This is a genomic window from Mycolicibacterium sp. TUM20985, assembly GCF_030295745.1.
Taxonomy (GTDB): Bacteria; Actinomycetota; Actinomycetes; order Mycobacteriales; family Mycobacteriaceae; genus Mycobacterium.
This window is the reverse complement of sequence record NZ_AP027291.1, coordinates 5,410,456-5,430,599: the sequence shown is the minus strand read 5'-3', so window position 1 is coordinate 5,430,599 and position 20,144 is coordinate 5,410,456. Positions and strand designations below refer to the sequence as shown.

The 20,144-nt window shown below is 66.8% G+C and carries 19 protein-coding genes; 8 read left to right on the top strand and 11 right to left on the bottom strand.

Features of this window, described 5'->3' with window-relative positions:
- Window positions 1-8 precede the first annotated feature (8 nt).
- Window positions 9-1,370 (bottom strand): sulfatase family protein, encoded by a 1,362-nt coding sequence (locus tag QUE68_RS26460; protein WP_284229571.1) that lies wholly within the window; start codon window positions 1,368-1,370, stop codon window positions 9-11.
- Window positions 1,371-1,440: 70 nt separating this feature from the next.
- On the bottom strand, window positions 1,441-2,796 hold the full coding sequence (locus tag QUE68_RS26455; protein WP_284234777.1) for an HNH endonuclease signature motif containing protein: 1,356 nt from the start codon (window positions 2,794-2,796) through the stop codon (window positions 1,441-1,443).
- Between the two features lie 161 nt (window positions 2,797-2,957).
- On the opposite strand from QUE68_RS26455, the gene QUE68_RS26450 reads away from it, so the two are divergent.
- Window positions 2,958-3,350, top strand: coding sequence for a YchJ family protein (locus tag QUE68_RS26450; protein WP_284229569.1), 393 nt, complete (start codon window positions 2,958-2,960; stop codon window positions 3,348-3,350).
- 48 nt (window positions 3,351-3,398) lie between these two features.
- Here the strand turns inward: QUE68_RS26450 and QUE68_RS26445 are convergent, their stop codons facing one another.
- Window positions 3,399-5,000 (bottom strand): purine-cytosine permease family protein, encoded by a 1,602-nt coding sequence (locus tag QUE68_RS26445; RefSeq protein WP_284231400.1) that lies wholly within the window; start codon window positions 4,998-5,000, stop codon window positions 3,399-3,401.
- Between the two features lie 222 nt (window positions 5,001-5,222).
- Here QUE68_RS26445 and QUE68_RS26440 point away from each other — a divergent pair, with 222 nt between their 5' ends.
- A complete protein-coding gene (locus QUE68_RS26440; RefSeq protein WP_284229568.1) occupies window positions 5,223-5,897 on the top strand; it encodes a phosphatase PAP2 family protein in 675 nt (224 codons plus the stop codon).
- On the opposite strand, the gene QUE68_RS26435 is transcribed toward QUE68_RS26440, so the two are convergent.
- Entirely contained in the window at window positions 5,851-7,347 is a 1,497-nt protein-coding gene (locus QUE68_RS26435) for a bifunctional phosphatase PAP2/diacylglycerol kinase family protein (protein WP_284229567.1), read from the bottom strand. The genes QUE68_RS26440 and QUE68_RS26435 overlap by 47 nt on opposite strands.
- Window positions 7,348-7,463: 116 nt before the next feature.
- On the opposite strand from QUE68_RS26435, the gene QUE68_RS26430 reads away from it, so the two are divergent.
- Complete coding sequence (locus QUE68_RS26430; RefSeq protein ID WP_284229566.1) at window positions 7,464-8,117, top strand: L,D-transpeptidase family protein; 654 nt, start codon at window positions 7,464-7,466, stop codon at window positions 8,115-8,117.
- Window positions 8,118-8,128: 11 nt separating this feature from the next.
- Here the strand turns inward: QUE68_RS26430 and QUE68_RS26425 are convergent, their stop codons facing one another.
- Window positions 8,129-8,587 carry a nuclear transport factor 2 family protein gene (locus tag QUE68_RS26425; RefSeq protein WP_284229565.1) on the bottom strand — a complete coding sequence of 153 codons (459 nt, stop codon included), beginning with the start codon at window positions 8,585-8,587 and terminating at the stop codon, window positions 8,129-8,131.
- A 192-nt stretch (window positions 8,588-8,779) separates the two neighbouring features.
- On the opposite strand from QUE68_RS26425, the gene QUE68_RS26420 reads away from it, so the two are divergent.
- The 3 genes from QUE68_RS26420 to QUE68_RS26410 all read left to right on the top strand — a co-directional run bounded on the left by QUE68_RS26420 (window position 8,780) and on the right by QUE68_RS26410 (window position 11,277).
- Window positions 8,780-10,525, top strand: a complete 1,746-nt coding sequence (locus QUE68_RS26420; RefSeq protein ID WP_284229564.1) for an Hsp70 family protein — start codon at window positions 8,780-8,782, stop codon at window positions 10,523-10,525.
- Window positions 10,526-10,607: 82 nt separating this feature from the next.
- Window positions 10,608-10,856: a hypothetical protein gene (locus QUE68_RS26415; protein WP_284229563.1), complete on the top strand. Its 249-nt coding sequence runs from the start codon at window positions 10,608-10,610 to the stop codon at window positions 10,854-10,856.
- A gap of 1 nt (window position 10,857) precedes the next feature.
- Window positions 10,858-11,277, top strand: coding sequence for a PASTA domain-containing protein (locus QUE68_RS26410; RefSeq protein ID WP_284229562.1), 420 nt, complete (start codon window positions 10,858-10,860; stop codon window positions 11,275-11,277).
- 5 nt (window positions 11,278-11,282) lie between these two features.
- On the opposite strand, the gene QUE68_RS26405 is transcribed toward QUE68_RS26410, so the two are convergent.
- The 6 genes from QUE68_RS26405 to QUE68_RS26380 all read right to left on the bottom strand — a co-directional run bounded on the left by QUE68_RS26405 (window position 11,283) and on the right by QUE68_RS26380 (window position 17,707).
- Complete coding sequence (locus QUE68_RS26405) at window positions 11,283-12,278, bottom strand: ABC transporter ATP-binding protein (RefSeq protein ID WP_284229561.1); 996 nt, start codon at window positions 12,276-12,278, stop codon at window positions 11,283-11,285.
- On the bottom strand, window positions 12,275-13,279 hold the full coding sequence (locus QUE68_RS26400) for an ABC transporter ATP-binding protein (protein ID WP_284229560.1): 1,005 nt from the start codon (window positions 13,277-13,279) through the stop codon (window positions 12,275-12,277). Before QUE68_RS26400 ends, QUE68_RS26405 begins: the two co-directional genes overlap by 4 nt.
- The gene (locus QUE68_RS26395) at window positions 13,276-14,238 is read right to left on the bottom strand and encodes an ABC transporter permease (RefSeq protein WP_284229559.1); all 963 of its coding nucleotides are present in this window, start codon (window positions 14,236-14,238) and stop codon (window positions 13,276-13,278) included. The genes QUE68_RS26400 and QUE68_RS26395 overlap by 4 nt, the downstream gene beginning before the upstream one ends.
- Window positions 14,239-14,241: 3 nt before the next feature.
- Entirely contained in the window at window positions 14,242-15,279 is a 1,038-nt protein-coding gene (locus QUE68_RS26390; RefSeq protein WP_286274690.1) for an ABC transporter permease, read from the bottom strand.
- Window positions 15,280-16,935, bottom strand: coding sequence for an ABC transporter substrate-binding protein (locus QUE68_RS26385; protein ID WP_284229555.1), 1,656 nt, complete (start codon window positions 16,933-16,935; stop codon window positions 15,280-15,282).
- A gap of 424 nt (window positions 16,936-17,359) precedes the next feature.
- Window positions 17,360-17,707: a DUF1330 domain-containing protein gene (locus QUE68_RS26380; RefSeq protein ID WP_284229554.1), complete on the bottom strand. Its 348-nt coding sequence runs from the start codon at window positions 17,705-17,707 to the stop codon at window positions 17,360-17,362.
- A 94-nt stretch (window positions 17,708-17,801) separates the two neighbouring features.
- Here QUE68_RS26380 and QUE68_RS26375 point away from each other — a divergent pair, with 94 nt between their 5' ends.
- Together QUE68_RS26375 and QUE68_RS26370 are read left to right on the top strand one after the other, a co-directional pair.
- The gene (locus QUE68_RS26375) at window positions 17,802-18,392 is read left to right on the top strand and encodes a hypothetical protein (protein WP_286274689.1); all 591 of its coding nucleotides are present in this window, start codon (window positions 17,802-17,804) and stop codon (window positions 18,390-18,392) included.
- Window positions 18,393-18,556: 164 nt separating this feature from the next.
- Complete coding sequence (locus QUE68_RS26370) at window positions 18,557-20,116, top strand: sugar transferase (RefSeq protein ID WP_286274688.1); 1,560 nt, start codon at window positions 18,557-18,559, stop codon at window positions 20,114-20,116.
- The last annotated feature ends 28 nt before the right edge of the window (window positions 20,117-20,144 follow it).

Here is a 20,144-nt window from a genome sequence, read left to right as displayed (position 1 = left end):
GAGCGCAACTATTGTGGCGCGCGGGCTTCCTCTTCGATGCCCCGTCCGGCTGCCAGGGCCGATCGGCTGGGGAGCTGAATTGCGTTGACGTGCATGTATGTTTCGGTGTACCTGGCCGAGATCCGGGTCCCCGCGAAATCTGACGGGATGACGTCGTTGGTCTTCATTCGCCAGTCGTTGAGCAGCAACGACAACTCGTTGGCCGTGGCTTCCGCCTCGTCGCTGGGCGCGCCGAGGAGCAGGTTGTACCGCTCGGTGGGATCGTTGCGCAGGTCGTACAGTTCGCGGCTCGGGCGCGGTGTCGCGCTGGACGCCTCGACCGCCCGGCCGGGGGCGCTCGCTGCGATGTCGAGCGGGAGGTCGAGGAGGGGTCGCGCCGCGTAGTTCTCGATGTAGCTGAACTCCTTCGTCCTGATCGCGCGGATCGGATCGAACGAATCGTGGTAGGTCTTCATCGTGTAGACCTCCTGGCGCACCGGCACCGGCTGCTCCTGCCGCAGGGCCTCGGCGTGCGACACCCCGTCGACGTCGTCGGGTACGGCGACGCCCAGCAGCTCGAGCAGCGTCGGTACCAGGTCGACGCCGCTGAAGAGTTCGTCGTAGACGTGACCGGCGATCCCGTGTCGGGTCGGCGGGCGCACGATCATGGCGATCCCCGTGCCGGCGTCGTAGAGCGTCGACTTGGCCCGTGGCAGGGCGGGTCCGTGGTCGGTCATGAACACCACCCACGTCGAGGCGTCCAGACCCGTCTCGGCCAGGGTGTCGAGCAGCCGGCCCACCGCGGCGTCGGCCACGGCGATCGAGCCGTAGAAGTCGGCGAGGTCCTGCCGCACGTCGGGCCGGTCGGGCAGGTAGTCGGGCAGCTCCACCGCGCCGGCGTCCGCGGGTTCGTAGCGGTCGCGGGGGTACGGTCGGTGCGTCTCGAAGAAGCCCGCGGTGAGAAGGAACGGCTCCGCGGGAGGGTCTCGCAACCAGGTCGCGGCTCGTTCGACGACGTACTCGCAGTACGAGTTGGACACGTCGAACTCGGTGAAGCCGAGGCGGCTCGGGAACGACGTCTCGTGCTGCATACCGAACAGTGCCGTGTACCAACCGGATTCGCCGAGCAGCCGGGGCAGCGTGCGTACACCCGCCCGGTACTCCCAGCCGTGGTGGGCCAGTCCGACGAGCCCGTTGCTCTGCGGATAGCGCCCGGTGAACAGCGATCCCCGCGACGGCGAGCACAGCGGCGCGGTCGCGTGCGCGCGAGTGAACAGGATGCCCTCGGCGGCCAGCTGGTCCAGCCGCGGGCTGTGCACGTCCGCGTGACCGTAGGCGCCGAGATGTCTACCAAGATCGTGCCAGTGCACGATGAGCACGTTGTCGGTCATCGTTGATACACGGAACAGGGTCTTCGCGGTTTCGGCAACCGTTGGGCTCGCAGTCGTGCGGAAGCACTCTTCAGGGCCCCGGTTCGGCGAGCAACCGCTGCGGGTGGTGGTGGTAGTTGATGCGGGGTTGGCCGGTGTCGAGTTCGGGGGGTGGGATCCATTCGACGCCGTTGGGTCCGATGGTGACGGTCCAGCCGTGTTCGGCGAGGCGGTTGTCCGCGCCGCAGGCGAGGACTTCTTCGTCGATGTTGGTTTGTCCGTGGTTCTTGGCCCAGCCGTTGACGTGGTGGACCTGGGTGCCGTAGCCGGGGACGGTGCAGCCGGGTTTGGTGCACCCGCGGTCGCGGGCGTGCAGCACGATGCGATGCGCTGTGGGGGCGATCCGCTTGGACCGCCCGCAGTGCAGCACCTCGGCGGTGTGCTGGTCGAACACCACCAGGTAGTGCGTCGCGTGCGACGCCATCCGGATCAGATCGGCCATCGGGATCGCGGTCCCACCCGCGGTGATCCCGGACCCGGCGGCGGCTTCGAGGTCTTGCACCGTGGTGGACACGATCACCGTGACCGGTAACCCGTTGTGCTGGCCGAGTTCTCCCGAGGACAGCGCGGTGCGTCCCAGGGCGACGAACGCGTCGTGCTGGCGCTGGCCGAGGGTGCGGGTGTCGGCGTCGATCTGGGCTTGGCTCGGGGTGCCGGAGGTGCACGGTGTGCAGTCATCGGGGTTGCACATGCCCGGGGCGCCCTGTTTGGCGAGGATCGGTTCCCAGGTGGCGCGCGCCTCGGGAGTGAGCCAGCCGGTGATGCGGCTCATCCCGTCGGGCTGCTGCGGACCCAGGTGCACCTGACGTTTGCGGGCGCGGTCGCGGTCATCGGGTTCGGGGCCGTCCTGATCGATCAGGATCGCCAGTCGTGCGCTGGCTCGCCGGAGGTCGTCGGGTCCGAACTTGGTCGCCACCCTCAGCAGGTCGGTCTCGCACTGTTCGCGGGTGGTGGGGTCCACCCAGTGCGGCAGTGTGGTGAAGAAGTCGCTGATCACGGTGACGTGTTCGGGCCCGATCCGTCCCGCGGACTGCGCGACGGCAGTCGACTCGTAGACCGGCGCCAACGGTTCCCCGGTGAACGCGGTGCGGGGGCCCAGTTCGGTGGCCTCGGCGAGGCGGCGGGCGGCGTCGCGGCCCGAGATTCGCAACCGTTGGGTGAGGACGTCCTTCAAGGACTTCGCGCCCAGCGCGGTCGGGGCGGCTTCGCGTTGCAGGCGGGCGATGACCCGGTGTTCGAGGGTCGGCATCGCCCACGTGACGGTCTCCACCTCGCCGAGGAGCTCCAGGAGTTCGGTGTGGCTGAACGCGTCGCAGTCCAGCTCGGCCAGCTCCGCGGCCGCCGCGCGATAGGCGGCGACCGCGGTGGTGACCCGATCCGAACTCATGACTCGAACACTAGTTCGAACCACCGACAGAACACCCCGCCGATGTGACCAGTGAAACTCAAGTGGCGCAGGGGTTTACGTGCTGTGGACAACCCGTGCACCTGTGGATGAATCCTGCGCACCACCGCCGTGGCTGGTAGCGGGATGGCAGGCTGCTAGTGGTGAGCGAAACGTTCGGCCGGCCGTGTCCCTGCGGCAGCGGTTCCGCGTACGAGGCGTGTTGTCAGCCGCTGCATCATGGCGAGCGGCAGGCCGACACGGCCGAGACGCTGATGCGCTCGAGGTACGCCGCCTACGCGACCAGTGACGCCGACTACCTGTTTCGTACCTGGCATCCCAGAACCCGGCCCGCCCACGTCACCGTCGACCCCGACGTCGTCTGGACCTCGCTCGAGGTGACCGCGACCGGCGGCGGTGGCGTCGGGGATGAGACCGGGGTGGTGGTGTTCACGGCTCGCTTCGAAGCCGGCGGCCGTCCGGAAGCCATGCACGAGCGCAGCCGCTTCGAACGTCGCAGGGGCCGTTGGCTTTACGTCGACGGGGACGTCGGCTAGGCACTCGTCCGGTACGAGCGAGCCGCGCGACGCATGACCGGTCTCGCCTCACGTCTGAGCGGGCAGCACCTTCTCACCGGTCTTGTCCGTCGACAGGCACAGCGAGCAGATGTACCCCTTCGCGTCCGCTGACGCGATCATGTCCGGCCGTTCGTAGTCGTGATGGCAGACATGGCATTTCAGGTGGGCGTCGGACGGGTTGCCGTACTCGTCGAGCATCGGCAGATCGATGCCGTCATCGGTGCGACGGAGGTAGTACTTGCCCTTGGTCGCGATCGCGATGATGGGCGGAAGCACCAGTCCCAGACCGATGGCCACCAGCGGCGAGTACGGCCGGATGGCCTCGCCGAGACCTCCGAAGAACGCGATCACCGACAGCCCGGCCGCGATCAGCATGGAACCGAAACCGACCGGGTTGAAGGAGTACAGCATGCCGCGACGGAACTCCGGCTGCATCGGCGACAGCTTCAACAGGTACTTGTTGAAGACGATGTCGGAGGCCACCACCACGACCCAGGCCATACCGCAGTTGGCGTAGAAGCCGAGGATCGTGTTGAGGAAGTCGAACATGTTGGCTTCCATCAGCACCAACGCGATCAGCAGGTTGAAGCCCAGGAACACCAGGCGGCCGGGATAGGTCTTCGTGACACGGGTGAACGAGTTGGTCCATGCCAGCGAGCCGGAGTAGGCGTTGGTCACGTTGATCTTGACCTGGCTGATGACCACCAGCACCACGGCCAGCGTCATGGCCAGCCACGGCGGTAGGAAGTTCTGGTAGATCTCCAGGAACTGGTGGACCGGCTGATTGGCGATGCCCGCGCTGTCCGCCACGTTGGCGATCAGGTATACCGCGAGGAACAGGCCGACGATCTGCTTGATCGCGCCGAAGATGACCCAGCCGGGGCCGGCCAGGAACATCCAGGTCCACCAGCTGCGCTTGTTCTCCGGGGTCTTCGGGGGCATGAAGCGCAAGTAGTCGTTCTGCTCGGCGATCTGCGCGATGAGCGACAGGCACACGCCCGCGGCCAGCAGCGTCGAGCCGAGGTCGAAGCCCTGCACGCCGTCCTCGCCCTGGTAGGCGAAGAACTGACCGACCGATTCCGGGTGGCTGACGACCAGGTATACGAACGGCGCGACCATCAGGATCAGCCACAGCGGCGTCGTCCACACCTGCAGCGTCGAGAGCACCTTCATGCCGTAGATGACGAGCGGGAAGATGATCAGCGTCGAGGCGGCGTAACCGAGCCACAGCGGAATGCCGAGGCCCAGTTGCAGACCCTGGGCCATGATCGAACCCTCTAGCGCGAAGAAGATGAAGGTGAACGTTGCGAAGATGACGTTGGTGACCACTGAGCCGTAGTAGCCAAAGCCGCTACCGCGGGTGACCAGGTCGAGGTCGATGTTGTAGCGCGCCGAGTAGTAGGCGACCGGGAAACCGGTCAGCATCACCACGACGGCGAAGATGAGGATGCCACACAGCGCGTTGGTCGTTCCGTAGGCGATGCCGATGTTGGCGCCGATGGCAAAGTCGGCGAGGTAGGCGATACCGCCCAGCGCCGAGATGCCCACCACCCGCGTCGACCACTTGCGATAGCTCCGCGGAGCGAAGCGCAGCGTGTAGTCCTCCAAGGTCTCCTTGGTGGCGGTCATCTGGTCCAGACCTGCGTCGAGGTCGGCCCCGCCCGGGGCGTCAGGCTCCTTGCTGAGCTCTTGAGTCATGGTTGGCAAACCTAGGACGGGGTTGTTTCCGCCACGTCACGGCGGTGTTCCCACCAAATTCGAAAATGGCCCGCACTGCCGTCAAGAGTCGGGGTTGTGACGGCAGCGCGGGCGCTACTGATCTCTTCGTTACGGTCGGGCAAGGTGTTACAGATGAGGCGATGCGGCTTCTCGACGAAGCTATGGTGGCTCGCAGCCCTGTGCTGCCTCGTCTACGCCACCATGTGGGTGGGGTGGGCCAGGGGGTGGGGCTGGCTTGCCGCCGCGGACACCGCGACGCTCGACGTGGGCCACCGCATGGGACTCGAGCACCACGGCTGGGTGACGTTCTGGGACGTGTGGTGCACGGTGTTCTCCCCGGTGACGTTGCGTATCGTGACCGCGGGACTGATCTTCTACGCGTTCGCCACCCGCCAGGTCCGCACCGCGATTTTCCTGATCGTCAGCGTCGAGTTGTCGGCGGTGCTCACTGAAGTGGCGAAACGCCTCGCCGACCGGCCCCGGCCGGACACCGCCATGGTCGACGCGCTGTCCACGTCGTTTCCCTCCGGTCACGCGGTCGGCACGATGGTCGCCGTGCCCGCCCTGGCGGTGGTCCTCCTGCCGCACGTCCGCCGCGAGTACCGACGATGGGCAGTCGCAGCCGGCGTCGTCGTCATCGTGCTGGTCGGGGTCGGGCGCATCGCGCTCAACGTCCATCACCTGTCCGACGTCATCGCGGGGTGGGCCCTCGGGTATCTCTACCTGGTGGCGTGCCTGCCGATCCTGCGGGCCCGACGCGTCACGGCAGCGGACGAAACACCGGCAACGCTCGATACCGGACGATGAAGGTCGCCTCCTCGATCTCGTCGGCGAGCTCCCCATCGTGGGCGAGCAGTGTCGGGCCGTCGACCGCGCGGAAGGTGAACTCCGGCACCCGTAGTTCGTGGTACAGCGGGCTGCGAACGAGCCGGCCGAGCACGAGCGCGGTGAGGATGCGGAGTGTGCTGAACCGTTTCTCGGTCTCCAGGATGCGGACGTCCATCAGACCGTCGTCCATCCGAAGTCGTCGGGCGGGTGCGAAGCCCGATGGGAGGTAGGAGGAGTTGCCGAGGAAGAACAGCGACGTCCTCACCACCTTGTTGTCGTACTTGATGCGGACCGGCACCCCGTGTCGCAGCGTGTAGAACATCGCGTACACCCCGGCCAGCGGCTTGCCGATCCGGTGCTCGAGCTTCTCCCGCTTCTGCACGAACGTCGGATAGGCGCCGATGCTCGCGGTGTTGATCACGGTCCCGATCTCGTTGAGCTTCAGCACGTCGACGGAGGCGACGCTGCCGTCCCGGATCGCCTCGACGGTCTTGGTCACCGTGTCGCAGCCGATGTCCTTGGCGAAGTGGTTGAACGTCCCACCGGGGAAGACGGCCAGGGGCCGGTCGGACGCCAGAGCCGCAGCGGCCGCGCAGGCCACCGTGCCGTCGCCGCCGCCGACGGCGAGGACCTCGGCGCGCTCGGCCGCCGATCGGAGCACCTCTTCGACGACGTCATCCTCCGCGAGCTCGACGATCTCCATGGCGGGCAGCGCGTCGCGGGCCTCGTCCATGACCCGTGCCCCGGTACCGCTGCCCGACGCGGGGTTGATGACGAGGACCACGCCGGCGCCGTCTGGGCGTCGGAGCGTGGGGATGCGCAGCGGATCAGCGACCGGTATGCGCGCCTCGACGATCGGCGGCACGATCCGGGCACCCGCCACGGCGATCGCGGCGCCGAGACCGAATCCCGCCAGCACGTCACCGGGATAGTGCGCACCGGTGGCGACACGGGAGACCCCGACCATGCCGGCGAGCAGGGCCAGCCCCAGCCCGACGGGTGCGCTCTCCAGACCGACGCCGACGGCGAACGCCGCCGCGCTGGCGGAATGGCCCGACGGCAGGGAGTTGGAGGTCGGCATCCGGCGGGACCGCCGCAGCACCGGGACCGAAGCCCATTCCGGACGCGCGCGCTTCCACACCCGCTTGGCCACCTGGTTCGCCACCACGCTCGTCACGGCAAGGGAGGCGAGCCCCCGCCCAGCGCCGCGCTGCACCGACGGGTGCTTGGTGGCCATCAGTGCGGCCGCGATCGCGAACCATAGCTTCGAGTGATCGGCGGCCGCGGTGACCTTGGGCATGAACCCGTCCAGCAGGGGGCTGGGGGACTCCGCGATGGCCTCGAACACCTCACGGTCCAGCGTGCCCAGGCCTTCGCCGATCTGGCGAAAGCCGCGATACTGGAACAATCTTCTTCCCTGTAACTGCATGACGTCCAACCTAGCGGCCGCGTGAAAGGGCCTTGGGCACAACTCATCTCTTGCTCCGAGGATCGTTGCTAAACCTTTACTTGACGTCGAAGAGCGGTTGTGTTGACCTTGAAGCCGTGCGCCGACTGCTGATCTCGCTGTGCGCGGTGGTCGTCGGGCTGGCCCTGACGCCGGTGGCCCGCGCCGAGCTGATGCCGTGGTTCGCGCCGAGCGTCGGTGCGGCGACTCAAGTCATTTCGGTTGTCGGCGTAGGCGATTCGAAGGCCAAGGTCGACGTGTACGAGCGGACGGCGGCCGGCTGGCAGGCGATCGCCGCCGGCATCCCCGCCCACGTGGGATCGGCGGGGATGGCTCCGGAGACGCACGACGGCCAGATGCTGACGCCGATGGGTGTGTTCACGCTCGACTTCGCCTTCGGCACGGCCCCCAAGCCCGGCGGCGGGCTGCCGTACGTCCAGGTCGGTCCCGACCACTGGTGGGACGGTGACATGAAGAGCGCGACCTACAACACGATGCAGGTCTGCAAGAAGGCGCAGTGCCCGTTCGACACGAACCCCAGGAGTGGCACCGAGAATCTCCAGATCCCGCAGTACGAGCATGCGGTGGTGATGGGGGTCAACAAGCAACGGGTGCCCGGCAACGGCGGCGCGTTCTTCCTGCACTCCTCCGGCGGCGGCCCCACGGCCGGGTGCGTGAGCATCGACGACGACACCCTGGTCGGCATCATCGAGTGGCTGCGCCCCGGCGCCTTGATCGCGGTCTCCAAGTAGATCGGCTCGCGTCAGAGCTGGATGGCGCGGCCCGCCTTCACCTTGAAGTCGAGCGCCTTGGTCGACAACGAGGCGTCGTAGGTGCGGTCATAGCCGGTGACGCTGATCTTCCAGCCGTCGGCGGTCCGGCGATAGCGGTCGTGATAGAAACCCGCGCCGATCAACATGAAGTCGAACTTGGGCACGATGACCTTGTCCTGCAGATACCAGGTGGCCGTCGCCTCATCACCGTCGACGTCGATCTCGGGATGCGTGACCCGGTGTTCGGTGATGACGTCGGCGGGCATCGCGTTGCGCATGAACTCGACCAGCGTGGCGCGGTCGGTGAAGTGGTGCTCCTCGCCGAGCGATTCGCCATAGTCGCCGATCACGTCCTCGGTCAGCGTGTCGGCGAACTCGTCCCAGTGCTTGGTGTCGAGGGCCCGCAGGTACCGGTACTTGATGCGCTGAATGTCTTCGATGTCACCCATGGCGTCATTGCAGCACAGCCGGGCCAACGACGTCGGGCCTTCCCCGAGTCCGATTGACGGGTTCGTCAGGGCGTGGCCTTGCTGTGCGTCGACTATGAAAGCCAAAACGCCGCTGCCAGAACGCTGTTCACGGGTCGTCGTGCGGAGTGTCTGGCGAGCATCCCCACGGGGACGGGCTATCGTCGACCCGTCATGAGCGACCCGCTGGGGTTGTCGATCGGGACGACCAATCTGGTCGCGGCCCGCGTCGGCGACCTACCCGTCACGCGGCGATCGGTGCTGCCCCGGGCCGGTCAGGTGCTTAGCGGCTTCGTCGAACGGGTCGGAGACCCGGTGCCGTTGATCGCCGACGACGGCAGCTCGTACCGCGCCGACGTGCTGATGGTCGAGGCGCTCGACGCCCTGGTGGCCGACGCGATGGTGGCCGACGGGTCCGCGCAGATCGCCGTCGCCGTCCCCGCCCACTGGACGGGCGCGACCCTGCGGTCGCTTCGCGACGCCATGCGCTCCACGCAGAGTCTTGCACCCAACGGCGTTCCGGTACGGCTGGTGTCCGATGCCGTGGCGGCATTGACCGCCCTGGCGGTCAACCCCGGGCTGCCTAGGAACGGCGTCGTGGCGCTGCTCGACTTCGGCGGTGGTGGCACCAGCCTGACGCTCGCTGACGCCTCGGCGTCGTTCGAGCCGATCGAGACCACCCGGCTGACCGAGTTCTCCGGCGACCAGATCGACGCGGCCCTGCTGGTCCACGTGCTCGACGGCATCGCCCGCGAGGTCGACCCTGCGAGTACCACCGCAGTCGGGTCGCTGACCCGGCTCCGCGAAGAATGCCGGCGGGCCAAGGAGGAGTTGTCCGAGTCGCCGGTCGCCGACGTCCCCGTCGAGCTGCCGGGACATCAGACCACGGTTCGCGTGACGCGGGACGAGCTGGAGACGCTGATGGCGACGCCGTTGGCGGGGGTGCTGGCCGAACTGGATGAATCGTTGCTGCGCAATAGGATTCCGGCCGCGGACGTCACCGCGGTGGTCGCGGTGGGCGGTGGTGCCCGCATTCCGCTGGTCGCCAGGAGACTGACCGAGGAGGACCGCGGCGCCGTCGTGATGACGCCGCACCCGGCCCTCGACGCCGCCGTCGGTGCTGCCCTCTTCGCCGCCCATGGCGCGGATGCCGACGCGCAGACCGGTGTCGCACCCGCGTCCTTGATCACGGCCGCCGCGTCCGACTCGTCGACGTTCCGCGCGCTGGCCTGGTCGCAGGACGACGACACGCTGGGAGACCCCGCCCCGTACACGGGTGAGAACCCGTATGCCGACCCCTACGGCGACTCCGGCACCACGCGTGTCGTGGCGCAGTACCACCCGCGACAGGGCGATGAGCCGCGGTCATGGCAACGCTTGCCGCAGTTGATCTTCGGGATCGCCGCCGTGGTCGCGCTGGTCGCGGTCGGCGGTGTCGCGGTCGCACTGACCAGTGCCACCGACGAATCTCGGCCCACCCCGAGCCCGGCGCCCCTGACCGCTACTTCGCCACCTGCGCCGCCGCCGACGAGCCTCCCACCGCAGCCCCCGCCGGCCACCGAAGCGCCGCCGCAGAATGTCGTCACCATCACCAGCGAGGCACCGCCGCCGCCGCCACCGCCGTCGACCGAGACTGTCACCGTCGCGCCGCCCGTCACCACGACGACGACCACCCAACCCACGACGACCACGACCACCACGACCACGACCACGACCACCACGACCACGACGACTACCACCACGACGACGCCTACGACCACTACGACCACCACCACCACGAGCACCCCGACGATGACGACGAGCTACATCACCGTCCCGTTCGTGCCCGTGCCGATCCCGGTCCAAGTGCCGGTGACTCCCGCGCCGTACCAGCCATATCAACCGCCGGCCTACCAGCAGCAGCCGCAGTTCCCCTACTGATTCCTGTGAGCCGCACATCGCGGCAAGCAACGTCACAGTCGCGTTCAAGCAATCTCCTGGGTGCGTGGTCCACCATCTGGGAATGATCGAGACCAAGAGATCGCTTGGCCTGGCTGGGGCTGCCGCGTTCGTCACGCTGGGGGCCCTGAGCCTCGGCGCTGGACATGGCAGTTCGAGCGGTGCCGACCTGGCGGGTTCCGGCGCTGCGCCGGCCAACACCACGTTCGTCCAGCCGACGGAGAACGCCATGACGATGGGCGCGACGGCGACCTGGACGACGCCGACCTCGGTGGAGCCCGTCACCAAGGCCGTGCCGAAGAGCGGGGGCTGACGTGCGCACCCTCACCACGGGGACGGTCCTCGCGATAGCGGTCACCGCGGCGTCCCTTCTGTTCGGTGCCGGTGTGGCGCAGGCCGGTTCGACGCCGGACGTCGTCGGCCAGAAGTACGGCGACGCGGAATCGGCCATCAGCGACGCGGGCCTGAAACCCGTCATCTCCACCGTCGTCGGCGATCGGAAGGCGTGGCCCGACTGTCTGGTCGTGGACACGGTGGCCCGCACGGTCCCCGCCCCCGAGGACAGCAGCGGATCGGCCACCAACCAGTTACTGGTGTCGTTGAACTGCGATGACGGGGCGGCATCCGCGAAGACGCCCGGTTTCTCGGCGGCCAGCCCCGAGGGCAAGGCCGCCAAGGCGGCGGCCGATGCCGCGGCGAAGGCGGCAGCAGCCACCGCCGCGCCGTCGAAGTGACGGAATCAGCTGTGCACGGCTAGGTTTCGCGGATGGTGACAGGCCACCACGTGGCTGCTCTCCAGCTCGGCCAGCCGCGGGTCGTCCACGTGACACTCCTCGGTCGACCACGGGCACCTGGTGTGGAAGTGGCAGCCCGATGGCGGGTTGATGGGGCTGGGTACGTCACCTTCGAGGACCAGCCGCTCACGGGCGATGTTGAGCTTGGGGTCCGGAATCGGCACCGCCGACAGCAACGCGTTCGAGTACGGGTGCATCGGCCGCTCGTAAAGATTTGCCGACGGCGCGCTTTCGACGATCCGGCCGAGATACATCACGGCCACCCGGTCCGAGACGTGCCTGACGACGCCGAGGTCATGCGCCACGAACAGATACGAGAGGCCGAGCTCATCCTGGAGATCCTCCAGCAGGTTCACGATCTGTGCCTGCACCGAGACGTCCAGTGCCGAGACGGGTTCGTCGGCGATGATCAGCTTCGGCTGCAGGGCGATGGCTCGCGCGATCCCGATCCGCTGTCGCTGACCGCCGGAGAACTCGTGCGGGTACCGGTCGGCGTGTTCCGGGCTCAGGCCGACGCGGTCGAGTAGGTCCTGCACCCGCCGGTGGACGTCGCGGCCACTCGCCAGCCCGTGCAACTCCATGGGCTCGCCGATGATCTGGCCGACGCGTTTGCGCGGGTTCAGAGAGGCGTAGGGGTCCTGGAAGATCATCTGCATCTGGCGCCGGACCGGTCGCAGACTGCGGCGCGACCTGCCGACCAGTTCCTCACCGCAGAAGCGGACCGATCCCGACGTCGGGGCGGTCAACTGCATGATGGCCCGGCTCAGAGTCGACTTCCCACAACCGGATTCGCCGACCAGGCCCAAGGTCTCGCCTTCACCGATCGTCAGGCTCACCCCGTCGACGGCCTTCACGTGGGCGACCACGCGGTCGACGACCACGCCCGACTTGATGGGGAAGTGCTTGACGAGGTCGGTGACCTCGAGCAGCGGTTCGGTCATGATGCCTCCACTGGCTTTCGCAACCCGATGCGACCGTCGACGTCGCGGAGCCGTCGTTTGTCGTCAGGGCTCAGCCAGCAGCGGTCACCGTCGAGCGGTGGTGGCTCGGCACACTTGGCGAACTCGTGGGGGCAGCGCGCGGCGAACCGGCAACCCGTGGGCGGATGCAGCAGCGACGGAGGCGATCCCACGATCTGGGCGAGCCGCACCGGGCGTGGCTGATCGAGTCGGGCCAGGGAACCGAGCAGACCCCAGGTGTAGGGATGCTGAGGGTCGTAGAACAGGTTCTCCAACGTGGCGTCCTCGACGATCTGCCCGGCATACATCACGGCGACCCGGTCCGCGATCTCGGCCACGACGCCGAGGTCGTGCGTGATCAGCACTACGGCCAGTCCCCGCTCCCGGTTGAGTTTGTCCAACAGCCGCAGGATCTGCGCCTGCACCGTGACGTCCAGCGCAGTGGTCGGTTCGTCGGCGATCAGGACGTCGGGATCGAGCGCCAGCGCCATCGCGATCATCACCCGCTGCCGCATGCCACCGGAGAACTCGTGCGGGTAGTCATCAACGCGCCGTTCGGGATTGGGGATGCCAACCGAATGCAGCAGTTCGATGGCGGTGTCGCGGGCCTCGCGCTTGGACACCTTGCGGTGGGCCCGGATCATCTCGGCGATCTGTTCCCCGACGCGATAGACCGGGTTCAGCGACGTCATCGGATCCTGGAAGATCATCGCGATCCGCTTACCGCGCACGTCGCGCAGTTGCTCGTCACTCATCTCGGTGAGGTCGCGGCCGTCGAACTCCACCGAGCCGGTGATCGTCGCATTCGGTGCGCGGGTGAGGCCGAGGATGGTCTGCGCGGTGACACTCTTGCCCGAGCCGGATTCGCCGACGATGGCCAGGATCTCGCCCTTGTCGAGAGCGAACGACACCCCTTCCACCGCGCGGACGACGCCACCGTCGGTGGCGAAGCTGACCGTGAGGTCCTTGACGGAGAGAATCATGCGGGGGCCGCCTCGCCGAGTCGGATGCGTGGGTCCAGGAAGGCGTACAGGACGTCCACGACGGTATTGAAGAACACGATGAAGAACGCGCCGAACATGGTGACGCCCATGAGCGGTGGCAGGTCGAGACTGCCGATGGCCTGTCCGGCGTACAGCCCGACACCGTTGATGTTGAACACCGTCTCCGTCAGGATCGCGCCGCCGCCGACGACCGCACCGAAGTCCAACCCGAACAACGTGATGATCGGGATCATCGAGTTGCGTAGGACGTGCTTGATGCGGATCTGGCGCTCGCTGATGCCCTTGGCCCGTGCGGTCCGCACGTAGTCCTCGTTCATCACGTCGAGCATGTTGGAGCGCAGCACCCGGCTGTAGAAGCCGACGAACAGCACCGCGAGCGTGATCCATGGCAACACCAGGTGATACGCCCATTGGCCGGGGTTCTTCGTCAACGGCACGTAGCTGCTGGTGGGAAAGATCTGAGCCTTGAAGCTCAAGTAGTACAACAGGATTGCCGCGAGCCAGAACACGGGCACCGAGATGCCGACCAGCGCCAGGATGGTCAGCGCCCGGTCAGTGAAATGCCCTGCGTGCACGGCGCTGAGGTAACCGAACACGACGGCCAGCGCCATCCACAGCACCGCCGCGCCGATGCACAGCGACAGCGTGGCGGGAAGCCCCTTCCAGATCTGCTCGCCGACGTTTTGAGAGCTGGCATACGACGTGAGCTGACCGGTGAAGATCTGCTTCATCATCGTCAGGTATTGCACCGGCAGGGATCGGTCGAGACCGAGATCGGCACTGACGCGGGCGATCAAAGCAGGGTTGGCGTTCTTGCCCGCGATGCGCTGGGCGGGATCGGAGTTCGGGATGACGTTGAAGATGAGGAAGACGATCACCGAGATCGCGAAGAGGACGGCGATCATTCCGATGAGTCGCCGTACGGCGAAGGACACCATGGTCTAGTGCTCCAGCCTGATCTTGGCCCGCGGATCCAGCGCATCTCGCAGTCCATCACCGAATACGTTGAGCGACAACACCGTCAACACGATCATGATGCCGGGGACGATCGTCAGATGTGGTGCGGTGTAGATGTTCTGATAACCGTCGGCGATCATCGTGCCCCACGACGCGCTCGGCGGACGCACGCCGGCCCCGAGGAATGACAACGACGATTCGAGCAGCATGTTGTTGGCGATGTTGAGCGTGAAGAAGACGATGATCGTCGACACCACATTGGGCAGCAGCTCGGAGATCATGATCCGGATCGGACCCTTGCCCTGCGCGACGGCGGCCTCGACGAACTCCTTCTCCCGCAGGGCCAGAATCTCGCCGCGGATGGGCCGAGCCATGTAGGGCACGTAGACGAAACCGATGATCATGATCGGGATCCACAGCGAGTCGCCCTGGACGACGAAGTCACCGATCTTGAGGCCGCCCAGGGCGAGTGCCGTGCCGAGGGCGATGCCGAGCAGAAGCACGGGAAACGCCCAGATCACGTCCATGGCTCTGGACAGGATGGCGTCGAGCCAGCCACGGTAGTAGCCGCACAACAGCCCGACGAGCACCGCCAACACGGTCGTGACGACCGCGGCGGCGACGCCGATGAAGATCGACGTGCGCCCGCCGTACAGCAGTCGGACCATCACGTCGCGGCCGTTCTGATCGGCGCCGAGCAGATAGCGGCCGTGCAGGCCCGGGCCGATGGGGGTGCCGTCAGGTGAGACGACGTACTCCTCCTGCCCGCTGATCAGCACCTTGTCGGTGATGTGGTTCTCGTCGGGTCCGGTGTGCGCGACGTGGTCGGCCCACAGTGGGGCGGCCAGGCAGAGGACGACGATCGCGATGAACAGCACGCCGAAGCCCAGCGCGACCCGGTTGCGGCGCAACCGGATCCACGCCAGGTACCAGGGACTGCGACCGCGGACGGCTTCAGAGGGGACGTCGGCGGGCAGGGGCGGGATGCCCGGTGCTTCGACGTCCCCCATGGGGACGCTCATCTACTTGACGGCGAACGAGGAGTAGTCCTGGTTGAACAGCAGATGGTGATAGCTCTTGTCGAAGTCCATCCGCTCGGACAGGAAGGTGGTGAATTCCTCGTTGCCGTACGGCGCCCACGCCGCCCGCTCCATGTAGGCCTTGTCGAGCGCGGCGTACTGCTCCTTCACTCCCGGGTCCGACAGCTGCTTGGTGCGCAGCTCGTCCATCTTGGCGTCGAGGTCGGGGTAGTTGGCCCGCGAGTAGTTGTTGCCATTCGTCGGCAGGATGCTGGCACCGTTGAGCAGCGGCCGGAAGAAGTCGTCGGGATGCGGGAAGTCCTGGAACCAGTCACCGAAGCCGGTGTCGAGGTCCGGCGTCGACTGGTTGCCGATCGTGGTGAAGTACACGTCACCGGCGATGACCTTCAGCGTCGCGTTGAACCCCAACTGGGTCAGCAGGTCGTGGTAGTACTCGCCGATGCGCTTGCGGTCGGGCTCGTCGTCGGTCCAGACGGTGATGTCCTTGTCGGCCGGATTCGCCTCTGCGATGAGGGCTTTCGCCTTTGCCATGTCAGGACCCGGGTAGAGCGAGTACTCCTCGTAACCGGGCATGCCCGGGGGGAGGATCTGCTGCGTCGGATGCATCCGCCCGCCGAACACCCGGTTCAGGGCCTCCGGATCGACGGCGTAGTTGATCGCTTGGCGCACCCGGATGTCGTTGAAGGGCGCGGTCTGGTTGTTCATCCAGAAGTAGTAGGTGTTGATCGAGTCCTCCATGCGGAAGCGGCTGGCGAACTTGTTCTTCACCTCCGCGAGCCGGTCGGCATCCGGCGGATCGGTCATGAAGTCGATGGTGTTCTGCTCGACCCCGGTCACCTGCGCGGAGTTGCTCTTGTTCTGCGTCACGGTGATCTTGTCGACTCCGGCGTCGGGGACCTCTGTTGCGCCCGCATCCTGGACCGTCTTGAAGTTCGGGTTGCGCTCCAGCGTCAGCGTCTGCGGCGCTTCGACATTCGAGATCATGAACGGGCCGCTGGACGGCGGCGGGCTGTTGGTGGCGTCCTTGTCGAGGGGGGTGGTCGGCGGAACCGGTGCGGCGAACATCAGGCCGAGCAGTTCGGTGAACGTGCCGTTCGCGTCCTTCAGCGAGATGGTGATGTCGCCGGTGTTGTCGTCGGTGACGATGCCGCTGATCGTGGGCGCCTCGTCATCGGCGTATTCGGTGGCGCCGACGATGTCCTCGTAGAACACCGAGCCGCCGGAGTCGGCCTTGAACAATCGCTGAATGGCGTAGGTGAAGTCGGACGCCTTGATGGGCGTGCCGTCCGAGTACTTCATGTTGGGCCGCAGCTTGAGCTTGTAGGTCTTGCCGTCGGGGGAGATCTCCGGCATGGCCTCGGCCAGCGCGGGAACTACCTGGGTGCCCTCCTCGCCCTTGGCGTGCTTGTAGGTCAGCAGTGGCGTGTAGGTGTTGTACAGCACCTCCCAGCCCTCCAGGGTGTACGACAGCTGCGGGTCGACGTAGTCGGGGAACGACGTCATCGAGACGTTGATCTCGCCCCCGCCGTCGCCACCACCTCCACCGCTACTCCCGGAGTCACCACCGCATGCGGCGACGCCGAAGGTCGCCAGTGCCGCGGCCACGCCGACGGTCACTGCCTTGCGCAACTTGCTCATGAGAATCCCCTTGGTCAGGTGTCGAGTCCGTATCCCGGCGGTGTCCATTACCTGTACGCCTCCTGCCGGTGTGCCATTGCATCTTTTCCGAAATATGGCGGATGGCAACTCGGGTTGACAGGAATCGGTTCCGTAAAGGGGCCTCTGGCCTGCGAAATCCCAGGACGCGGCGTCGTGTCGGGGTACCCGTTCGGGCACTTTGGCCGTTGCTGAAGTTCACCGGTGCGGGCAACTGGCCCTGCTCCCAGACAGGAATTATTACTGCTGCAGAGCCCGATCACCGGAAAATTGACACCTGCGCTGGTGATGGGCTGTGAGTAGCGAGACCCCGAAGAGCGGCGGTAGGCGCAAGAAAATTTTGAAGTTCGTGCGTTTCGGGGGTGTCGGGACGCGCCCGAACGGCCTGCCGAGACGCTGCTCGGACCTAGCCCGCGAGGATTTCGTCCACCCGCGCGCTGCCGGTGTGGCCTGGCGTGACCCCGTCGACCAATGCCACCATCGACACCGAGTTGTTCAACCGCAGGGGCAGGATGCGCTGGTATGCGGCCGACTCGTACCACTGCACGGCCGAGTCGCGATCGGGAAAGCCGATGATGACCAGCGCCCCGTTCCAGTGCCCTTCCCGAACGTCGAGATCGCCGCCGTGCACCAGAAACCGACCACCGAACGGTCGGAGGGTGTCGTCGATCTCGCGCATGTACCGGATGACCTCGTCCCCGAACTCGACGTCGCGCAGATAGGCCACGGCATACGAGGGAATGGCGTCGCTCATGGTGGCGATGCTCGTCGAAACGTTGTCGGCGGTCCATTACCCGACGGGTAATCGCCCGGGGAGCGGAGATGCGACTCGGTTAACATCGAACCTCGTGGCGCGTAACGAAGGTCCCGGCGGACCCCCAGACGACCCGTATTCCTCCGACAGTGAGCCGACGCAGTACGGCAGCTACCCCCGCAATGAGCCGCAGGCCTACAGCGAGCCGACGGCGTACGCGAACTACGGGGCGGGCACCGACCCGTACGGCCAGCAGCCGCAACCGGCAGAACCGCCGACGCCAACGCCCTGGTATCGCACCCCGCCGGGGCTGGTGAGCCTCGGCGCCCTTGGCGTCATCCTCATCGCCGCGATCGTCTATGCCATCGTGTCGCTCACCGGGGGCGACGGCTCCGACGCCACCACGACGACGTCGAGCACCACCACCGCGTCGACGTCGTCCAACCCTTCCGTCGTACCGCCGCCGACGGGCGGGACGGAGACGGTGACGCAGGCTCCGGAGTCCAGCACGACCTCCGAGACGCCGACGACCACCACGACGACGGAACCGACCACCACCACCACGACGACCACGACGCCGCCCAGCACCAGCACGACGGTCTCGACGAGCACCAGCACGAGTACCAGCACCGTCACGCAAACGGTCACGCTGCCGCCCACCAGCGCACCTGCGCCGCCGGGATAGGTTTGCGAGACTGTCGACTGCGAACGGCGCGCTCGAACTGTAGGCGGGCTTAACCGGGAAAAACCACGTCCAGCGTGCTCTAATCACGCCACGAGTCCCGCGCTGTCGTCACCCCGAGGCTTCCCCTCGATCCAGCACCTGGGCCGCGGAGGAGTGCAGCGGCGATGGTGGCAATGTCCCCCGGCGAACCTGGTTCGGAACTCGACGTGGCGGAATCGACGATCGCCCCGACCTCGTTGTCGGGCCGAATTCTGTTGCCGCGCAGCCGAAGATCCTTCAGCTCCGTCCGGGAGCGCGGGCAGGCCGCCCATGCCAGGAATGTGTTGCTCAGCGACGTCGTCGTCGTCGCCGGTGCGGTCTATACGGCACAGCTGGTGATCTTCGGCAAGATCGGCGATACGACCGACCTCATCTGGACGACCAGGTCCGGAATCGACTACACCGCGGTATCCGGTGCACTGGCGCTACTCTGGTTATGTTTGCTGACGCTGGTCAACAGCCGGGCTCCGCGGATCCTCGGTCGCGGGGTCGAGGAGTACCGCCGCGTGTTCTCGGCGACGTTCGCGATGTTCGGCGTCATCGCCATGCTGGCGTTGTTGCTCAACATGGACTTCGCCAGGGACTACCTGGCCATCGCCTTTCCGCTGGGGCTCCTCGGCCTGTTGCTGAGCCGACACCTGTGGCGCAGCATCACGCGGAGGGCACGTGCCAGCGGACGGCTCCGGTCGTCGCTACTGGTGGTCGGGACCAGTCAGGCTGCGGCCGAGATCGCCGCGAACTTCGCCGGTGAGCGCGAACTGGGCTACCGGATCGTCGGGTTGTGCACGCCCGAGGGTCCGACCCCCGAACGGTCCGCCGTGGTGATCGCGGGCGCCGAGGTGCCCATCGTCGGCATCGACACGGCGATCATCGAGGCCGTCCGGCTCACCGGTGCCGACACCGTGGCGATCTCGGCAACCGAGGACCTCGGGCCACGGGAGACCAAGCGACTCGTCTGGGACCTCGAAGAGCGCGGGGTCGACCTGATCGTCACCGCGGGACTGATCGATGCCGCCGACAATCGGATCACCTGTTTCCCCGTCGCGGGCATGGCGATCCTGTACGTCGAGAAACCGCAGTATGCGCGGGCCAATTCGTGGACCAAGCGCGCATTCGATCTGTGCTTCGCGACGATCGCTCTGATCGCCGCGGCACCCGTGATGCTGGTGGCGGCCGTCGCGGTCAAGGCGTCCAGCCCAGGCCCGGTCTTCTACCACGCCGAGCGGATCGGGATGGACGGCAAGACGTTCAGGATGACCAAGTTCCGCAGCATGTACACCGGCGCCGACGCCCGGATCGCCGACTTGATCGGCGAGGACGGCAACGCGTTGTTCTTCAAGCTCAAGAACGACCCGAGGGTGACGCCCGTCGGCCGGTGGCTGCGCAAGTTCAGCATCGACGAACTGCCACAGTTCTTCAACGTCGTCCAGGGCAGGATGAGCGTCGTCGGGCCACGGCCACAAGTGCTCAGGGAGGTCGCGACGTATGACGACCTGATGGGTACCCGGCTGTTCGTCCGGCCGGGGGTGACGGGACTGTGGCAGGTCAGCGGCCGGTCGGACCTATCGGTGGAGGATTCGATACGGCTCGACGTGTCGTACGTCGAGAACTGGTCGATGGCAATGGATCTCGCGATCATCTTCCGCACGGCACGAGTGGTGCTCACCGGTCACGGCGCCTACTGAGCGGTGGGTTCACCGCCGACGGCGGCCG